This window comes from Nocardia yamanashiensis NBRC 100130, assembly GCF_001613325.1.
Lineage (GTDB): Bacteria > Actinomycetota > Actinomycetes > Mycobacteriales > Mycobacteriaceae > Nocardia > Nocardia yamanashiensis.
The window spans coordinates 1-15,623 of sequence record NZ_BDCD01000053.1; the positions used below are offsets into that span (position 1 = coordinate 1).

A 15,623-nucleotide genomic window follows, 5' to 3' on the forward strand; every position below is an offset into this window, starting at 1 on the left:
GCGCGCCGCGGTGCCGCCCGGATCCGCCGGTGCGGGGCGGCGGGTGGGCCCGCTGCCTACCTCCGGCCAGCCCGCGGAATTGCCGGGTTCTTCGTAATGCCCGTTGGCGCCGGGGTTCTCGTCGGGTTCGGAACGGCGACGACGCCGGGTCTTGCGTTCGCTGTCCACGCGTTCGACGAGATCCTGTACTGAGATGGGCGCGGAACCGCCTGCGGCATTGTCGTTGTGCCGGGAGCGTCGGCCGGTGTGATTCTGGGCAGCGTCTTCCGCGACGGAGCGCTCCCAGGGGGCGCGACCTCCGGGCCGAGGCGTGCGCCCGTACCGATCGTCACCCACCAACGAACCTCACTTTGCTATTCGATGCCGACCGCCATGATAACGATTTCGCCACGGTGAACCACTTGAACCGAATTTAGTCCCGGCTAACTCACGAACACCGCTGGTCCGCCGCGTGCGCTTCGGTGCGGTGGATCGACGCCTGGCGGAAAGTCTGCCAGTGCGACGGCGATACGGCCGGGAGCGGATGGTGACTTTTCAGCCTCCGCTGTGCATCACATCGGCAGCGCAGGGGACGGTCGGATCGTCCGGGTCGTCGAGCCAGCCCTCGGGCAGGGTGACCTTGCCGGGCGAGCCCTGCCGGCCGCGCGGGCCCTCGGCGTCCTTGGGGAACGGGGCCGTGGGATCGAGCTGCCCGATCAGGTCCTCGAGTTCGGCGAGGCTGCCGACGGTGGCGAAGCGGCGGCGCAGTTCCGAGCCGACCGGGAAGCCCATCAGATACCAGGCCATGTGCTTGCGGATGTCCCGCATGGCCTTGTCCTCGCCGTCGTGCTCGACGAGCAGCTGGGTGTGCCGGAACAGGATCTCGCCGACCCGGCCCAGATTCGGCCCGGCCGGGATCGGCTCACCGCGCAGCGCGGCCTCCAGCTCGCCGAAAAGCCAAGGGCGGCCCAGGCATCCGCGCCCGACCACGACGCCGTCGCAGCCGGTCTCGGCCATCATGCGGACCGCGTCGTCGGCGCTGAAGATATCGCCGTTGCCCAGCACCGGAATCGAGGTGACGGCTTCCTTGAGCCGCGCGATGGCGGTCCAGTCGGCCTCGCCGGAGTACCGCTGCGCGGCCGTGCGGGCGTGCAGCGCAACGGCTTTCGCGCCCTCGGCCTCGGCGATGCGGCCGGTGTCGAGATAGGTCAGGTGCTCGTCGTCGATGCCGATCCGGAACTTCACGGTGATCGGCACGCCGGCCGGTTCGGCCGCGGAAACCATGGCGCGCATGATGTCCCGGAACAGCTGCCGCTTGTAGGGCAGTGCCGCGCCGCCGCCGAGGCGGGTCACCTTGGGCACCGGGCAGCCGAGATTGAGATCGATGTGGTCGGCCATGCCCTCGCCGACGATGATGCGCACGGCCTCGCCGAGCGTCTTGGGATCCACCCCGTACAGCTGCATGGAGCGCGGGCTCTCGTCCGGCCCGAACGCCATCATGTGCAGCGTCTTCTCGTTGCGCTCGACAATGGCGCGCGCGGTGATCATCTCGCACACGTAGATCGAGGTGGCGCTGCCGAACTCCCGGCACAGCGTCCGGAAGGCGACATTGGTGATGCCCGCCATGGGAGCCAGCACGACCGGCGGATCGACCGGATAGGGGCCGATCCGCAGTGCGGTTCGCGAGGTCTCGAGCGTCGTCACGCCGACCAGTGTCTCATCCGCGCCCCTGTGGCCGGTCCCACATGTCCCGCCCGATGGCATCGATCACATTCGCCGGGTGGAAAAGCGACGGCCCCGCCCGACCGTGGCGGTCGGGCGGGGCCGTGGCAGGCGGTCGCGGATCAGCTCGCGTTGGACGCGAGTTCCTTCTCGCGCTTGGCGGCCTCGCGGGCCAGCATGCGGTCGCGCTGTTCCTCGAACTTCACGACGTCCTTGCCGAGCTTCTCGAGGAAATTGCCGAGGCGGTCGCGGGTCTGCTCGCCGCGCGCGCTGAAGTCGTCGCGCTCGAAGATGCGCCACTTCTTCAGCACCGGGTTCACCACTTCCTCGAGGTGCTGGCGCAGGTCGTAGATGCCGTGCTTGGCCATCAGCACGCCGTTGCGGCGGAAGTTGGGCATACCGGCGCCCGGCATCTGGAAGTTCTCCAGGATGAGGGTGATGGCTTCGAGGGTCTGGTCGGGGCTCAGGTCGAGGGCCGCGCCGCACATGTTCCGGTAGAAGATCATGTGCAGGTTCTCGTCCGCGGCGATGCGCTGCAGCATGCGGTCGGCGATGGGATCGTCGCAGACCTTGCCGGTATTGCGGTGCGAGACGCGGGTGGCGAGTTCCTGGAAGGTCACGTACGCCACCGAGAACAGGAAGCCCGCGCTGCCCGGGAGCTTCTCCAGTTCCTCTGTGGGCGAGGCGAATCCATTGGTCATGTGGATCATGCGGGCCTGCTCCAGGGCGACCGGGTCGACGCCGCGGGTGACCACCAGGTAGTCGCGCATGACGATGCCGTGCCGGTTCTCCTCGGCGGTCCAGCGGCCCACCCAGGTGCCCCAGGCGCCGTCCTGGGAGAAGTTCTCGGCGATCTCACGGTGGTAGGAGGGGAGGTTGTCCTCGGTGAGCAGGTTGGTGATCATCGCCGCCTTGGCGAGCTCGCTCAGCTTGGACTGTTCCGGATCCCAGTCGATGCCGCCCATGGCGGCGAAGTTCCGGCCCTCTTCCCACGGGACGTAGTCGTGCGGGTGCCATTCCTTGGCCAGGGAGAGGTGGCGGTTGACGTTCTCCGCGGCAACCGGCTCCAACTCCGTCAGCAGCTCGAGTTGAGTCAGATCCTTTGCCATAAACATGCCCTTCATGTTGTGCGTATTTGCAGTTGGTTCCCTCGCCGGCCGCAGTGCCGCGGCCCATACCTTACGTGACCGTAGGGTGATGTGAAACTCACACGATTGCCATTGCGCAGGAGGTGACCGTTGTCATACGACAACGGCCCACAGCGACGTCTATCGCCATGGGCCGCAGTTCGTTAGCCGCACACCGGGACTCGGTGCAATGTCACTTCTTGCCGCCGAGCAATCCGCCCAGCACGTTCCCGAGCACACTGCCCGCGTTCTGACCGACCGCCTTGCCGAGGATGTCGCCCAGACCGCCGCTGCCGCCCTGGCCGCCGCCGGTGGCGCCCCCCAGCAGGCTACCCAAGATGTCGCCGATGCCGCCGCCGCCCGCCTGGGCCCCGGTCGCCGCGCCGCCGCCGGCGCCCGCGCCGCCGAGCATCTTCTTGCCCACGTAGGCGAGCACGATCGGCGCCAGCATGGGGAGCAGCTTGGACATCAGGTCCTGGGTGATGGCGCTGCCGCCGACATTGCCCAGGGCGCTCATCACGGTGTTCTTCTCGGCGCCGAAGGTCTGCTCCACCACCTGGTTGCCGGCCGCGGTGTCGACCTGGTCGATATTGACGCCGCCTTCGAGCAGATCCTCTGGCTGCTTTGCGATTTCGCCTTCCAGATGCGCTGCCGCATCGGGGTTGCCGGCCTGTGCCTGGAAGCCGCCGAGCAGGACGGGGATGGCCGCACTGATCGCGGTGTTCGCGGTCGCCTGATCGACCCCGAGCTTGTCGGCGATCTGTGCGACGGGTACTTGGGAAAGCAGGTCATCGAAGGAAGTCATGAACTCCGCCTGTGGTGATGGGGACCCGGATAAGCCCTAACAGGCTCACGGTAGGCGAAAACCGGACAGATTGCTACAGATTCGCGGATGTGGCGCGGGGCCCGGATGTAGCATCCGGGCCCCGCGCGACCGAGTGCCCCCACCAGGGCTCGAACCTGGGACCTGCGGATTAAAAGTCCGTAGCTCTACCAACTGAGCTATAGGGGCGCGGGATGTGAGTGTAGTGCGCCGTGTGCACAAGTGTTAAACGAGTATCCGATTGTGCTCGGGCCATTGATGTTTGCGCAGGTCATGGCGGTTGACGCGGAGGGAGCGACGGCGCGCCACGGGGGCCGGCCGGGTATCGCGGCGGCGCGGTGCGTGGTGCGGGCGGGCCGGCGGGTGCCGGAGCGCGCGATGACACGGTGTGCCGAACCGATGACGGCACGTGCCGAACCGGTCGGAATCTGTCGGTGACGGTAACCGCCGGAGGCACGATGAGAGGTTGTGAAGGTTCGGACCGGTCGGTGGGGGGACACGCCAAGCGGGCTGGGGGGTCTGATTGCAATGACGGGACGCGCCCGCGCGGCCCGGCAGGGCGCCGCGACGGCGTGTCGCGGAGCCGAGGTGAGCGCGCGCATGCCTGGGGGCGGACGGCGCTCGGCAATCGTGTTGCCACTCAGTTTGTTTCGTGGCGGCCACGTGTGAATATCATCCAATGGTGATGTGTGGCAAGCTTTTTGGTGTCGGGGGAGGGGATCGTACGGGCCCGTCGCCGCGGGGGCGGTGCAGGTCCGGGCGCGATGCCGGTGCGGTGCGCCCGGAATCGGGTCTGCGGGGCCGGGGGCCGAACATCACTGGGATATGGGCGAATTCAGCTATTCGGACCAATCGCCCATTCGGTAGCTGTGAAATTGCGGTGCACGATAGGGGGCGGTCTGGCTAACTGACTTTCCGGTACACCTCACGCAGGGTGCGCTTTCCGGGTAACTTGACCGACTGGTGAATTCCCGAAGAACCGGGATTGCCCCGGCGGCACGGGATTCGGCTTATCGTTGATGTGCCCGAACGTGTCGCGACCGGTCGTGCCGATCGCGGCTCCATAACAGATGAAGCTGCGGGAGGACGACCGACACGACGTGAACGCCCGGGTGCGCACCCCCTGCGGTGCACCCGGGCGGGAAAAACTATACCAGTTGGTGTGTTTCAAGTTTTTCGCGCTTTTTCGTACCAAAAGTTTGGTAATTCGGGCAAAGCCCGTTCAAAAGTATTTGAAAGACACGTAACTTTGCGTCGCAACTTTGAAAAGGTTTGCGGCGGTAGCTAGCTTCGGAGGCGTTTCGAGCATGGCACGGCAGCAAGAGCGGGCCCGCCGGACACGCGCGGCGATCATCAGGTCCGCCGCCGTTGAGTTCGGGAAGAGCGGCTATGCCGCTGCATCGCTCAACCGCATATTGGAAGGTTCCCGGGCGACCAAGGGCGCCATGTACTTCCACTTCGACTCGAAGGAGGATCTGGCGCGGGCGGTCTTGGAAGCCGCAGTGGACCGCTACCGCGCCTCGACTGAAAGATGGCTCGCCCGAGGCGATCTCGGGCCACTGGACACCTTGCACGGCATGATCGACGAGATCGCGCTGCGCTTGGAGAACGACATCATCATCCAGGCGGAGTTCCGGCTCATCATCGAACCGGAGTTCTATCGCGACATCCAGGCCGGCGGCGGCCGCATCCTCGGGCGGTCCATCCGGCTGCTCGCGGTGCGCGCCATCGAGCACAAACAACTGCGCTCGGACGCCGATCCGGACCGGTTCACCCGCACCCTGGCGGCGGCCCTCGCGGGCCAGCGCTATATCTCCGATGTGCTGGGCGGCCCGGTGGATCTGCGTTCCCGTTTCGCCGAAGCGCTCGAGGTGGTCATCGACGCCACCGCGACGCCGGAGTGGATCGAGGAGTTCCGGCGCGTGGGCTGGAAGGTGTCCGCTCGGTTGGAAGATCTCAATTTGGGTCTCTGACCAGTGGATTTGGGATTACGGCGGATGCTGTCATAAGCTATCTCCGCTCCCAACGGATGCCGTTGAGCAACGGTCCAGAGCAATCTGGCCGGGCCCCCTTCGTCTAGCGGCCTAGGACGCCGCCCTTTCAAGGCGGTAGCGCGGGTTCGAATCCCGTAGGGGGTACAACCATGGAGACATGGTTGTCGGAGCAAGCAAGGCCCTGTGGCGCAGTTGGTTAGCGCGCCGCCCTGTCACGGCGGAGGTCGCGGGTTCGAGTCCCGTCAGGGTCGCAAGACTAGCGATGGCATTCAGTTGGGTGCCTCCGGCCAGGTAGCTCAGTTGGTACGAGCGTCCGCCTGAAAAGCGGAAGGTCGCCGGTTCAATCCCGGCTCTGGCCACAACCTTCAGAAGGTCGCCCCCTCCGGGGGCGGCCTTCTTTTTGTTATATGGGGGCAAGCCCCCATACCCCCAAGAGAGTAATGAGGGCGAGCCCTCACGCCGCCGGGAGGGTGAGCCCGCGCGCCGCTGGGGAGGGTGAGCCCGCACCTTGGGGGTAGTCCCACGCCGTCTGGGCGGGTAGTGCCCGCCTCGTGCTGGGCCCGAGGCTGCCGCCCGCCCCGCACGTCAGTGCGGGGCGGGCTTGTCTGCGTGTTCGGGTGTGGCGGAGCTGATCTTGGTGCCATGCTGGAGGCATGGCTGACTCGGATAATGCTTGGTACTACGACTTGTCCACTCATCAGGCCGTGCAGGGGAAGCAGGGGTGGGTGGGGGACCGGATGGGGCCCTATCCTGACAAGGCAACGGCGGAAAGGGCTTTGGAGATCGCGAAGGCGCGGAACAAGGCGGCCGACGCGGAAGAAGACTGATGACGCGGTGATGCCGCGGCGCCCCCCGATGATGCGGTCATGTGGTGCTCAGACCTATCAAGTACCGTTTCTTGAGCTGAAACGGGCAAGAAACGAGCGGGAGGGCTTTGCCTTGAAGGTGACCGTGGTGGTGCCGACCTACAACGAGCGGGAGAACCTGCCGGTGGCGGTGGAGCGGCTGACCGCGCTACCGGTGGCCGATCTGCACGTGCTGGTTGTGGACGACAATTCCCCGGACGGCACCGGCGAGGTCGCCGACAAGCTGGCCGCGGATCTGCCGAACGCCGTGAGCGTGCTGCACCGTACGGAGAAGGACGGCCTGGGGAGGGCCTACATCGCCGGCATCACGAAGGCACTGGACGAGGGCGCGGACGTGGTGATCCAGATGGACGCCGACCTGTCGCACCCGGCCGAGGTCATCCCGGCCATGCTGGAGAAGCTGGAGACCACCGACGCGGGCGTGGTGCTCGGATCGCGTTATGTGCCCGGCGGTTCCACCGCCGAGGAGTGGAAGTGGTACCGGAAGGCGCTGTCCGCCTGGGCCAACTTCTACGTGAACATGATCCTGCGGCTCGGCGTGAAGGACGCGACCGCCGGTTTCAAGGCGTGGAAGGCGGATACGCTGCGCGCCATCGACGTCGCCTCGATCAAGTCGAACGGCTACTCGTTCCAGGTCGAGATGAACTACCGCACCGTCAAGAAGGGCATCAAGATCGCCGAAGTGCCGATCCGCTTCGAGGAGCGGACCCTGGGCGCTTCGAAGATGAGCTTGAAGGTCCAGCTCGAATCGGCCCTGATGCCGTGGAAGCTACTGTTCGGCAAGCAGGTTTGACCCACTCTGGGATCTCGCGTTCGCGGCCCTGACGGGACGCGAACGCAGACTGGATTTGGAAGAGATCAGTCCGGTGCGCCGGGCTGCGAGAGATCCGGCCAGTGCAGCAGGGTCTCGACGAACAACTGGCGCACCTTCTCCACCTCGCCGTCCATTTCGGCCGGATTCCAGCCGCTGACGTCGATCGGCGGCAGTACCGCCACGTCCACCACCCCCTTGCGCACGATCGCCGAATTCCGCCAGGCGATTTCCCCGGCGTTCCGGATCACCACCGGAATCACCGGCACCCCGGCCTGGATCGCGATGTGGAACGCGCCCTTCTTGAACGGCCCCACACTGGGCGTCAGCGACCGGGTGCCCTCCGGCGCGATCACCACCGACAGTCCGCCGCGCAGGGTTTCGACCACCGGCGCCAGCGCCGCCTTGGCCGCCACCACATTCGCCCGGTCGATGAACGTCACCTCGACGAAGCGCATGAGCGGCCCGAACACCGGGTTCTTGGTGATCTCCTTCTTGGCGATGCCGGTGAATCCGGTCCCCAGCACCTCGGCCAGCACCACGATGTCGAACTGGCTCTGGTGATTGAAGATGAACACGGCCGGCCGCGGCGCCCGGGTGTATTCCGCCCCGCTCACCCGGACCCGCACCCCGGTGCCGCGCAGCGTCGAGTCCGCCGCGTAGGTCATCATCGAATCCGCCATCCGGCGGCGCTGTTTGGTGTGCGCCTGGGCCGCGACCCCGAACAGTGCCCCGCCGAGCAGCCCGGTGAAACCGGCCAGGGTGCGCGCGTAGTCGGCCGCGCCCGGGGACTGCCGGGGCCGGAAATGCAGTACCGGCCAATCCTTCTCGGCGGCCTCCAGCAGCACCCGGGGATCCGGGTTCACCGCCACGTGCTGCCCGCCCAGCTGTAATAACGGCAGGTCGGCGGCGCTGTCGCCGTACACCCAGCTGTGTTCCAGGTCGATATCGTGCGCGATGGCGAACCGCCGCACCGCATCGGCCTTGCCGTTGCGCCACAGCGGTTTTCCCTCCACGTGCCCGGTCAGCACGCCGTCCTGCACCGCCATGGTGGTGCACAGCACGTGCGGGATGCCGAGCTCCGCGGCTACCGGCCGCACCTGATACCGGGTGAGCGAACTCACCAGCACGATGGTGTGCCCGGCCGCTTCGTGCTCGCGCACCAGCCGCCACGCCTCCGGATACAGGTGCCCGTACACGGTGCGCTGGAACACCTGTGCGCCCAGCTTTTCCAGTTCCGCCTCCGGCACGCCCGCCCAGGAGTACATGATCTGCTGCAGGAACCGCTCGTATTCGCCTTCGCTGCGCGCCCCCCGGATGCCGCCCAGCAGTTCGGCGGCGAGCGTGCGTTCGCTGTTGCGCCGCCGCAGCATCCGGCTCGGCAGCGCGGGCGGATTGAACCCCGCGACCACGGTGCCCCCGAAATCGAAGACGGCGGCGATGCGCGGCCCCTGCGGTCCGGAGCGGATCGCGGCCAGGGTGTCGTCGAGGCTGACCGTCCCGACCGGCTGCTGGGTGATGCCGAGCCCCGGTTCCAGCGGAGTCGGTTGCAGCGCATCGCCTCCGGACAGTGTCGAATCGCCGGCCCGATGCGTCATAGCGTGTCCAGCCGATTGGACGGGTCCAGGGTGGCGGCCCGTGAGATCCGCGCCCCGATGGCCCGCAGTTCGGCCGCGAACCGGGCGCGCCGCTCGGCCAGCTCGGCCGGATCGTCGCCGTGTTCGAGCAGGCCGTGATTGTCGGCGAGTTTGAGTGCGCTGCCGAACAATTCCGAGGACACCGATTCGGGACTGTGCAGACGCTGTTGCAGCAGCATCTGTTTGCCCACGCTGAGCGCTTCGGCGACGAGCGCCTTCTTGTCCACCGGCGCCGCCGGATCGCTCGCGGCCAGCCGTTCGGCCACCACCAGTTGCGCATCGATGAACGAGCGCAGCACCCGGTGCGCCATGATGAACCCGGATTCGGCCAGCTTGGCCAGGATTTCGGTGCCGACCGTCCCGGCCGCGGTGCGCCGGTGCCATTCCGGATCGACGCGCAGCATCTCGGCGGTGAGCTGGCTGGTGAATTCGGCGCGTTCGGGGAAGAAGAACTCGAACTTGAGCAGATCGCGCAGCCGGTAGGCGGTCTCCCAGCCGACCCGCAGCTGATCGCCCTCGGGCGCTTCGACGGCGGTGAGCACCGACAGTTCGAGAATGGCGCGGTTGACGAACCAGTGCACGGCGCTGTTGCGATAGAACGCGGCCTCCAGGTGCGCGCCCGCGCCGATCGAGTAGACCGGTTCCAGCCCACCGCGATACACGGTCACCACCTTGGCCACGGCCAGCTGTTCCAGCACCACCGCCAGCCCGTGATCGTCGCGCAGGGTGGCGAGTTCGCCACGCGGCAGGTCCCGGCTCTCCAGATACCCGAGCACGGGTGCGATGGCGGCCCGCAGTTCGGTTCTGGTGAGCGCGCGTTCGTGCACGCCCAGCAGCACCAGCGTGGTGAGCGCGTTCACGGTGACCGGCGTGACGTCGTTGATGCCGACGGCGACTTCGAACGCGAGCCGTTGCACCGCTTTGTGTTCCAGCTCCAGCACCTCGTCGGGGGCGTTGACGGGCGGGTGCGCGGTGAGCGGATCCCCGTGCGCGGTCAGCCTTTCCCGCGCCGACAGCGGGGTGCCGAACCGGACGTACACGTGTCCGGCCGAATGCTGTTGATTGCGTACGTAGCGCGCCAGCCAGGCCAGCCCCTCGGCCTGTTTGCGGCCGCCGGTCTGCTCGTCGGCGATGGCCCCGATCTCGTTGAGCCGCTCGTAGGTGATCGACACCGGCACCAGCATCACATCGTCGATGCGTTTGTACCGCAGCGCCGCCGCGAGGTAGTTCAGCAGGCCGTAGCGTGGCGGCCGCAGTTTGCCGGTGCGGGTGCGCCCGCCCTCGAAGTACCACTCCAGGTTGAAGCGTTTGGCCAGCAGATAGGCGAAGTACTCCTCGACGACCGCCTTGTACACCTCGTCGTCGCCGAAGCTGCGGCGGATGAACACGGTGCCGGTGCGCCGGGCGATGGGCCCGATCGGCCAGAATTTGAGATTGGCCCCGCCCACCACGTGATTGGGCGGAAAGTCGTTGCGCGCCAGAATGTCCCCGAGCACGAAGGCGTCCACGTAGGACCGGTGCGAGGGCAGGAACACCAGCGGGTACCGCCGGTTCAGGTGTTTGAGCCGGTCCAGCCCGGTCTCGTCGCTGTCCACCTTCCAGGTGGAGGCGTGCACCGGCCGCATGGCCTGGGTGAACAGGTCCGACACCAGCCGGCTCTGCGCGGCCACCAGTTCCTTCAGCGCCTTCTCGGCGCGCCGGTACACCTCGCGCGCGGAGGTGCCGGTGGCTTCGGCGATGACGTCGAGCCGCCGCAGGAATTCCGGCGAGTCCAGGATCTCCTCGGCCACCAGCCGCGGCACCTTGTACCGGTCGCCGATGACCGCGCGTTCGGCGCGTTCCAGGGCCACGATGCCGGCGCGAACGATGGCCCGCGCGAAGGCTTCCGGCGCTCCGGCCGATCCCGGATTATTGGCCCGCAGCTCGCTCAGCCGGGCGGGCGCGCCGGTGAGCACCAGGTGCCGGTCGGGGGCCTTGGCGAGCAGCCGCCGCTGCACGAACCGATTGGGTTTGCGCGGATTGGTGAGGGTGAGCAGATCGTTGAAGGTGGTGCGCCGCACGCCGTCTCGTTCCGGCGGCAGCCACAGCACCCGCACCGGCACCACGAGCGGATCGTCGCTGCGCCCGACCAGGCGCGCGGTCACCGCGTCGGGATCGAGGTCGAGCTGGGTGACGGGGGCGCTGGTGCCGAATTCCTGCGCGATGCCGCCTTCGGCCAGCCAATTGCCGACGAGTTCGCGTTCCACCTGCCCGGCCGCGTCCACCAGGGCGACCACGGAACCCGGTGTGCTGGCGGCCCGGGGGAGCCGGCTGTCGTGATCGAGCATCTTCGTTCCCTCCGCAGGTGGACCGCCGTATCCCATTCAAGCCGATCGGGTGGTCGCGGCGGGTCGGGTCGGTCAATTCACCCAGCGGCCCGCGGGATTCGGAGTGTCGTAGAGCGGAGTGATCGAGCTCGCTCGGCCGGCCTCGCGCCTATTGGAAAGGTAATGCTAACCTCACTCGAGTTGAGTAAGGTAAAGCTAACCTTGGAGGACTGGTGACGGTCGCGGACGAGCGGGTACGAGCCGGGGGCGAACAGCGGTGGGGTGAGCACGTCACCGATCCGGTGGCCGCGGTGACCGCATTGGCGGCAGCGGATCGCTTCGGCGAGTACGTGGTCTACGAACAGCCCGGTGCGTGGGTGTTCGCGGCCGATCCGCTCGGCGGCATCGAACTCGATGCCGGTGAACTGCGGGTCACCTGGGACGGCGAGACCGTCGCCGGGCCGTGGGACGGCAGCCCGGCGCAGGCCGTGGATCGCGCGCTGGCCGGACTTCCGCAGCGGCGCAATGCGTACGGCTGGATCGGCTTCGAGTTCTGCGCCTGGTCGCTGGGCGCGACCGCGCACGTGCACCCGCGGGCCACCCTCGCGCACTTGATGATTCCGCGCATCGAGGTGCGCATCGACGCCGCCGGGGTGCGGGTGTCGGGGGCGACGCCCGCCGAGACCGCCGATATCCACGAGCTGATCGCGAATGCCCAGGGCAGCGCGCTGCCGGTGGCGCATCCGGTGGATGTGACCGTCGATCCGACCGGGTACCGGGACCGGGTCGCGGCCGGTGTCGCGGAGATCAATTCCGGCAAGTACCAGAAGGTCATCCTGTCGCGGAAGGTGGAACTGCCGTTCGCGGTGAACATTCCGGAGACCTACCGCCTGGGCCGGGTCAACAACACGCCCGCGCGCTCCTTCCTGCTGCGTCTCGGCGGGCTGGAAGCGGCCGGGTTCAGCCCGGAACTGGTGGCGGCCGTGGACGGCGATCGCGTGGTGACCACCGAACCCCTCGCGGGCACCCGGGCGTTCGGGCGCGGCGCGGACGTGGACGAGGCGGCCCGCGCCGAGCTGGTCCGCGATCCCAAGGAGATCGTGGAACACGCGCTGTCGGTGCAGCTCTCGTTCGCCGAGATCGCGGCGGTGGCCGAACCGGAGACCACCGCGGTGTCCGATTTCATGGCGGTGCGCGAGCGCGGCAGCGTGCAGCACCTGGCCTCCACGGTCAAGGGTGTGCTGGCCGCCGATCGCAGCCCGTGGGACGCCCTGGAAATGCTGTTCCCGTCGGTGACCGCCTCGGGCATCCCGAAGGCAGCCGGCGTGGACGCGGTGTTCCGCCTCGACCACGATGACCGCGGGCTGTATTCCGGTGCCGTGGTGACGGTTTCGCCGGACGGTGCGCTGGAGGCGACGCTGGTGCTGCGCGCGGTCTACCAGACCGGTGCGGGGGCGTGGCTGCGCGCCGGCGCCGGCGTGGTCGGGCAGTCCAAGCCCGAACGCGAATTCGAGGAGACCTGCGAGAAGCTGGGCAGCGTCGCGCCGTACGTGGTGCGTGCCTGACCCTCACGCACGTCCGAAATCCGCTCGTCAGAGCGGGAATTCGACTCCGGTCAGCCGCTCGGCCAGCTCCCAGAGCTGCCGGGCGGTTTTCTCGTCGTGCGAGGCGTTGCTGGAGGCATTGCGGACGGGGTGGCCGCGCCAGGCCAGCCATTCCGGGCCGTAGTAGGCGCCCGGGCGGGCGTCGGCGACCGCGCCGTACAGGGTTGGCAGCGCGCCCATTTCGGCGCTCTGCGCGATCAGGCGATTGCCGAGCGAGATGAAGCGCTCCAGGAAGTTCTGGGTCTTGGAATTGATCTCGGTGGCGGCGTAGCCCGGATGCGCGGCCACCGCCAGCTTGGCGCTGCCCGCGGCGGTGAGCCGGCGCTGCAGTTCGTAGGTGAACATGAGCATGGCCAGTTTGGACTGCCCGTAGGCCCCGAAGCGCTGGTACGGCCGGCGCTCCCAGTTCAGGTCGTCGAGATCGATGTGCCCGATCAGATGGGTGAGGCTGGACAGCGACACCACCCGCTCCGAAATCCGGTCCAGCAGTAGGCCGGTCAGTGCGAAATGACCGAGGAAGTTCGTCCCGATCTGCATTTCGAACCCGTCGGCGGTGTGGCTCAACGGCACCGCCATCACGCCCGCGTTGTTGATCAGCACATCGGCGTGTTCGACGGTCTCGGCGAAGGCGCGGACCGACGCGAGATCGGCTAGATCGAGCGCGCGCACCTGACCGCGCCCGTACATGGTCTTCGCGACCGCCTGGCCCTTGATCTCGTTGCGGCAGGCCATGATCACCTGTCCGCCGGCCGCCGCCAGGGCGCGCGCGGTCGCCGCGCCGAGGCCGCTGGTGGCTCCGGTGACGATGTAGGTCTTGCCGGTCAGATCCTGGATATCAGCTGTCGTCCACCCACCCATAGACAAACTCTATGATGCGGGCCCGGGCCTGTCGTGCCGAACGGCCGTGATCGAATACACACGGCCGCAACGACTCCGGTCAGCGGCGCCCGGGTTGCGCGGAACGCCCGGCTAGGCTCCGCGCAGCGCCTTCTTGTCGATCTTGCCGACGGCGGTGACGGGCAGCGTGTCCGCCTGTCGCAGCACATCCGGCAGTTTGTAGGTGGCCAGGCCGCGTTCGGTCAGGAAGGACTTGATCGCCGCGAGAGTCGGCATCTCGTCCTCCACCACCAGTACCGCGCAGGCCTTTTCGCCGAGCGCCGCATCGGGCAGGCCCACGGCGGCGGCGTGCCGGACGCCCGGATAGGCGAGCAGGTGCTCCTCCAGCTCGTCGCAGGAGATGTTCTCGCCGCCGCGATTGATCACGTCCTTGATCCGGCCCGACACGATCAGGTGGCCGCTGGGCAGCCGCCGCACCAGATCGCCGCTGCGGTAGAAGCCGTCCGGGGTGAAGGCGCGCGCATTGTGTTCGGGCGCACGGTAGTAGCCGCGCAGGGTGTACGGGCCGCGGGTCAGCAGTTCGCCCTCCTCGCCGTCGGCGACGTCGTTGCCCTCCTCGTCCACCACCCGCACCTCGTCGCCGGGGGACAGCGGGCGGCCCTGGGTGGTGCAGACGATGTCGTCGGAATCCTCCACCCGCGTGTAGTTGAGCAGTCCCTCGGCCATGCCGAAGACCTGCTGCAAGCGGCAGCCCAGCGCCGGGGTGACCTCGCGGGCATTGACCTCGGCCAGTTTCGCGCCGCCCACCTGGAGCAGGCGCAGCGAGGACAGGTCCGCGTCCTCCCAATCGACCGCGGCGGACCACAATTGGGCCAGCGGCGGGACCACGGCGGTCACCGTCACCCGATGCCGTTCGATGGCCGCGAAGGCGTTCTCCGGGCTGGGATCGGTGACGAAGGCCATGGCGCCGCCGGTGGCCACGGTGCCGAGCACGCCCGGGCAGGCCAGCGGGAAGTTGTGGGCGACGGGCAGGGTCGCGAGGTAGACGTCCTCGGGGCCGAGTTCGCACACCTCGGCGCTGGCCTGCGCGTTGTAGGTGTAGTCGTCGTGGGTGCGGGCGATCAGCTTGGGCAGGCCGGTGGTGCCGCCGGAGACCAGCATCAGGGCGATATCGCTCGCGTCCACCTCGGGGAGCGAATCGCCCTCGGCCGGAATGGAATCCAGGGCGGTGAACGCGCCCGGATCGCCGTGCACCAGCACGTGCCGCAGGGCCGGGACCGCGGCCTGCACCTCGGCGGCGAGGACGCGATAGTCGAAATCGCCGAAGCTGTCCGCGGCGATATAGGCGGCCGCTTCGGAAAGCCTGCTCAGATGCTCGATCTCGGCCCGGCGATGCGCGGGCAGGGTGAGCACCGGAATGACCCCCGCGCGCAGCAGGCCGAACAGCACCGGCAGGAACTCCGGCACGTTGGGCAGCTGCACGACCACCCGATCGCCCGGCGCCAGACCGAGTTTCCGGAAGCCGTGCGCCATCCGGTCGGCCGCCGCGTCGAGGGCGGCGTAGCTGACGGGCGCCCCGGTATCGGACAGCAGGGCCGGCCGCTCCGGCCACCGCCGGGCCGCGTCGCGCAGCAGCTCGCCGAGCGGGCGTCCCGCCCAGTACCCGGCCGTCCGGTAGCGCTCGGCGAGATCGGTCGGAAAGGGCACGAAGCCGTCGCGGTGGTGCCCGGCGGCGGTGGAAATCGATGTCACAGCTCTGGCCTCTAGCGGGTAAGGGTGCGGTTACAAAGGTTAGGCAACCCTATCTCAATGGGTTACGCTGCTGCTCGACAAGTCCGGTTTCGCGCCGGATCGCCAGTGGCGCCGCCCGCCGCGTCGACCCGGGCCGGCCGCCGCCTCAGACAAGGAGCACCAGCG

At 68.1% G+C, this 15,623-nt stretch carries 11 protein-coding genes, 4 tRNA genes and 1 pseudogene; 7 read left to right on the forward strand and 9 right to left on the reverse strand.

The annotated features are described in order from the left end of the window. The 5 genes and pseudogenes from NY1_RS39850 to NY1_RS39870 all read right to left on the reverse strand — a co-directional run. Positions 1-336: pseudogene (locus NY1_RS39850) on the reverse strand (LCP family protein); the annotation flags it as partial. A gap of 198 nt (positions 337-534) precedes the next feature. Continuing rightward, complete coding sequence (dusB, locus tag NY1_RS39855; protein WP_067722959.1) at positions 535-1,683, reverse strand: tRNA dihydrouridine synthase DusB; 1,149 nt, start codon at positions 1,681-1,683, stop codon at positions 535-537. A 140-nt stretch (positions 1,684-1,823) separates the two neighbouring features. Continuing rightward, positions 1,824-2,810, reverse strand: coding sequence for an acyl-ACP desaturase (locus NY1_RS39860; RefSeq protein WP_067722960.1), 987 nt, complete (start codon positions 2,808-2,810; stop codon positions 1,824-1,826). A gap of 211 nt (positions 2,811-3,021) precedes the next feature. After that, positions 3,022-3,633 carry a DUF937 domain-containing protein gene (locus NY1_RS39865; RefSeq protein ID WP_067722961.1) on the reverse strand — a complete coding sequence of 204 codons (612 nt, stop codon included), beginning with the start codon at positions 3,631-3,633 and terminating at the stop codon, positions 3,022-3,024. A 134-nt stretch (positions 3,634-3,767) separates the two neighbouring features. Then, positions 3,768-3,840: transfer RNA gene (locus tag NY1_RS39870), tRNA-Lys, on the reverse strand. Positions 3,841-4,958: 1,118 nt separating this feature from the next. Between NY1_RS39870 and NY1_RS39875 the strand changes: the two genes are divergently transcribed. The 6 genes from NY1_RS39875 to NY1_RS39895 all read left to right on the forward strand — a co-directional run bounded on the left by NY1_RS39875 (position 4,959) and on the right by NY1_RS39895 (position 7,304). Further along, on the forward strand, positions 4,959-5,624 hold the full coding sequence (locus NY1_RS39875) for a TetR family transcriptional regulator (RefSeq protein ID WP_067722963.1): 666 nt from the start codon (positions 4,959-4,961) through the stop codon (positions 5,622-5,624). 92 nt (positions 5,625-5,716) lie between these two features. Next, positions 5,717-5,789, forward strand: a tRNA-Glu gene (locus NY1_RS39880). Between the two features lie 33 nt (positions 5,790-5,822). Then, a tRNA-Asp gene (locus NY1_RS39885) sits at positions 5,823-5,896 on the forward strand. A gap of 34 nt (positions 5,897-5,930) precedes the next feature. Further along, positions 5,931-6,004, forward strand: a tRNA-Phe gene (locus NY1_RS39890). A gap of 294 nt (positions 6,005-6,298) precedes the next feature. Next, complete coding sequence (locus tag NY1_RS43960; protein WP_169815479.1) at positions 6,299-6,472, forward strand: hypothetical protein; 174 nt, start codon at positions 6,299-6,301, stop codon at positions 6,470-6,472. A 130-nt stretch (positions 6,473-6,602) separates the two neighbouring features. Next, positions 6,603-7,304, forward strand: a complete 702-nt coding sequence (locus NY1_RS39895) for a polyprenol monophosphomannose synthase (protein ID WP_067723004.1) — start codon at positions 6,603-6,605, stop codon at positions 7,302-7,304. A gap of 65 nt (positions 7,305-7,369) precedes the next feature. Here the strand turns inward: NY1_RS39895 and NY1_RS39900 are convergent, their stop codons facing one another. Further along, positions 7,370-8,920, reverse strand: coding sequence for an HAD-IB family hydrolase (locus tag NY1_RS39900; protein ID WP_084536265.1), 1,551 nt, complete (start codon positions 8,918-8,920; stop codon positions 7,370-7,372). Continuing rightward, entirely contained in the window at positions 8,917-11,286 is a 2,370-nt protein-coding gene (locus NY1_RS39905) for a glycerol-3-phosphate 1-O-acyltransferase (protein ID WP_067722966.1), read from the reverse strand. Before NY1_RS39905 ends, NY1_RS39900 begins: the two co-directional genes overlap by 4 nt. A 212-nt stretch (positions 11,287-11,498) precedes the next feature. On the opposite strand from NY1_RS39905, the gene NY1_RS39910 reads away from it, so the two are divergent. Continuing rightward, positions 11,499-12,830 (forward strand): salicylate synthase, encoded by a 1,332-nt coding sequence (locus NY1_RS39910; protein ID WP_067722968.1) that lies wholly within the window; start codon positions 11,499-11,501, stop codon positions 12,828-12,830. A 27-nt stretch (positions 12,831-12,857) separates the two neighbouring features. Here NY1_RS39910 and NY1_RS39915 read toward each other — a convergent pair whose 3' ends face one another. Together NY1_RS39915 and NY1_RS39920 are read right to left on the reverse strand one after the other, a co-directional pair. Continuing rightward, the gene (locus tag NY1_RS39915) at positions 12,858-13,727 is read right to left on the reverse strand and encodes an oxidoreductase (RefSeq protein WP_067722970.1); all 870 of its coding nucleotides are present in this window, start codon (positions 13,725-13,727) and stop codon (positions 12,858-12,860) included. A 111-nt stretch (positions 13,728-13,838) separates the two neighbouring features. Then, positions 13,839-15,458 carry a (2,3-dihydroxybenzoyl)adenylate synthase gene (locus NY1_RS39920; RefSeq protein WP_067722972.1) on the reverse strand — a complete coding sequence of 540 codons (1,620 nt, stop codon included), beginning with the start codon at positions 15,456-15,458 and terminating at the stop codon, positions 13,839-13,841. Positions 15,459-15,623 lie beyond the last annotated feature (165 nt).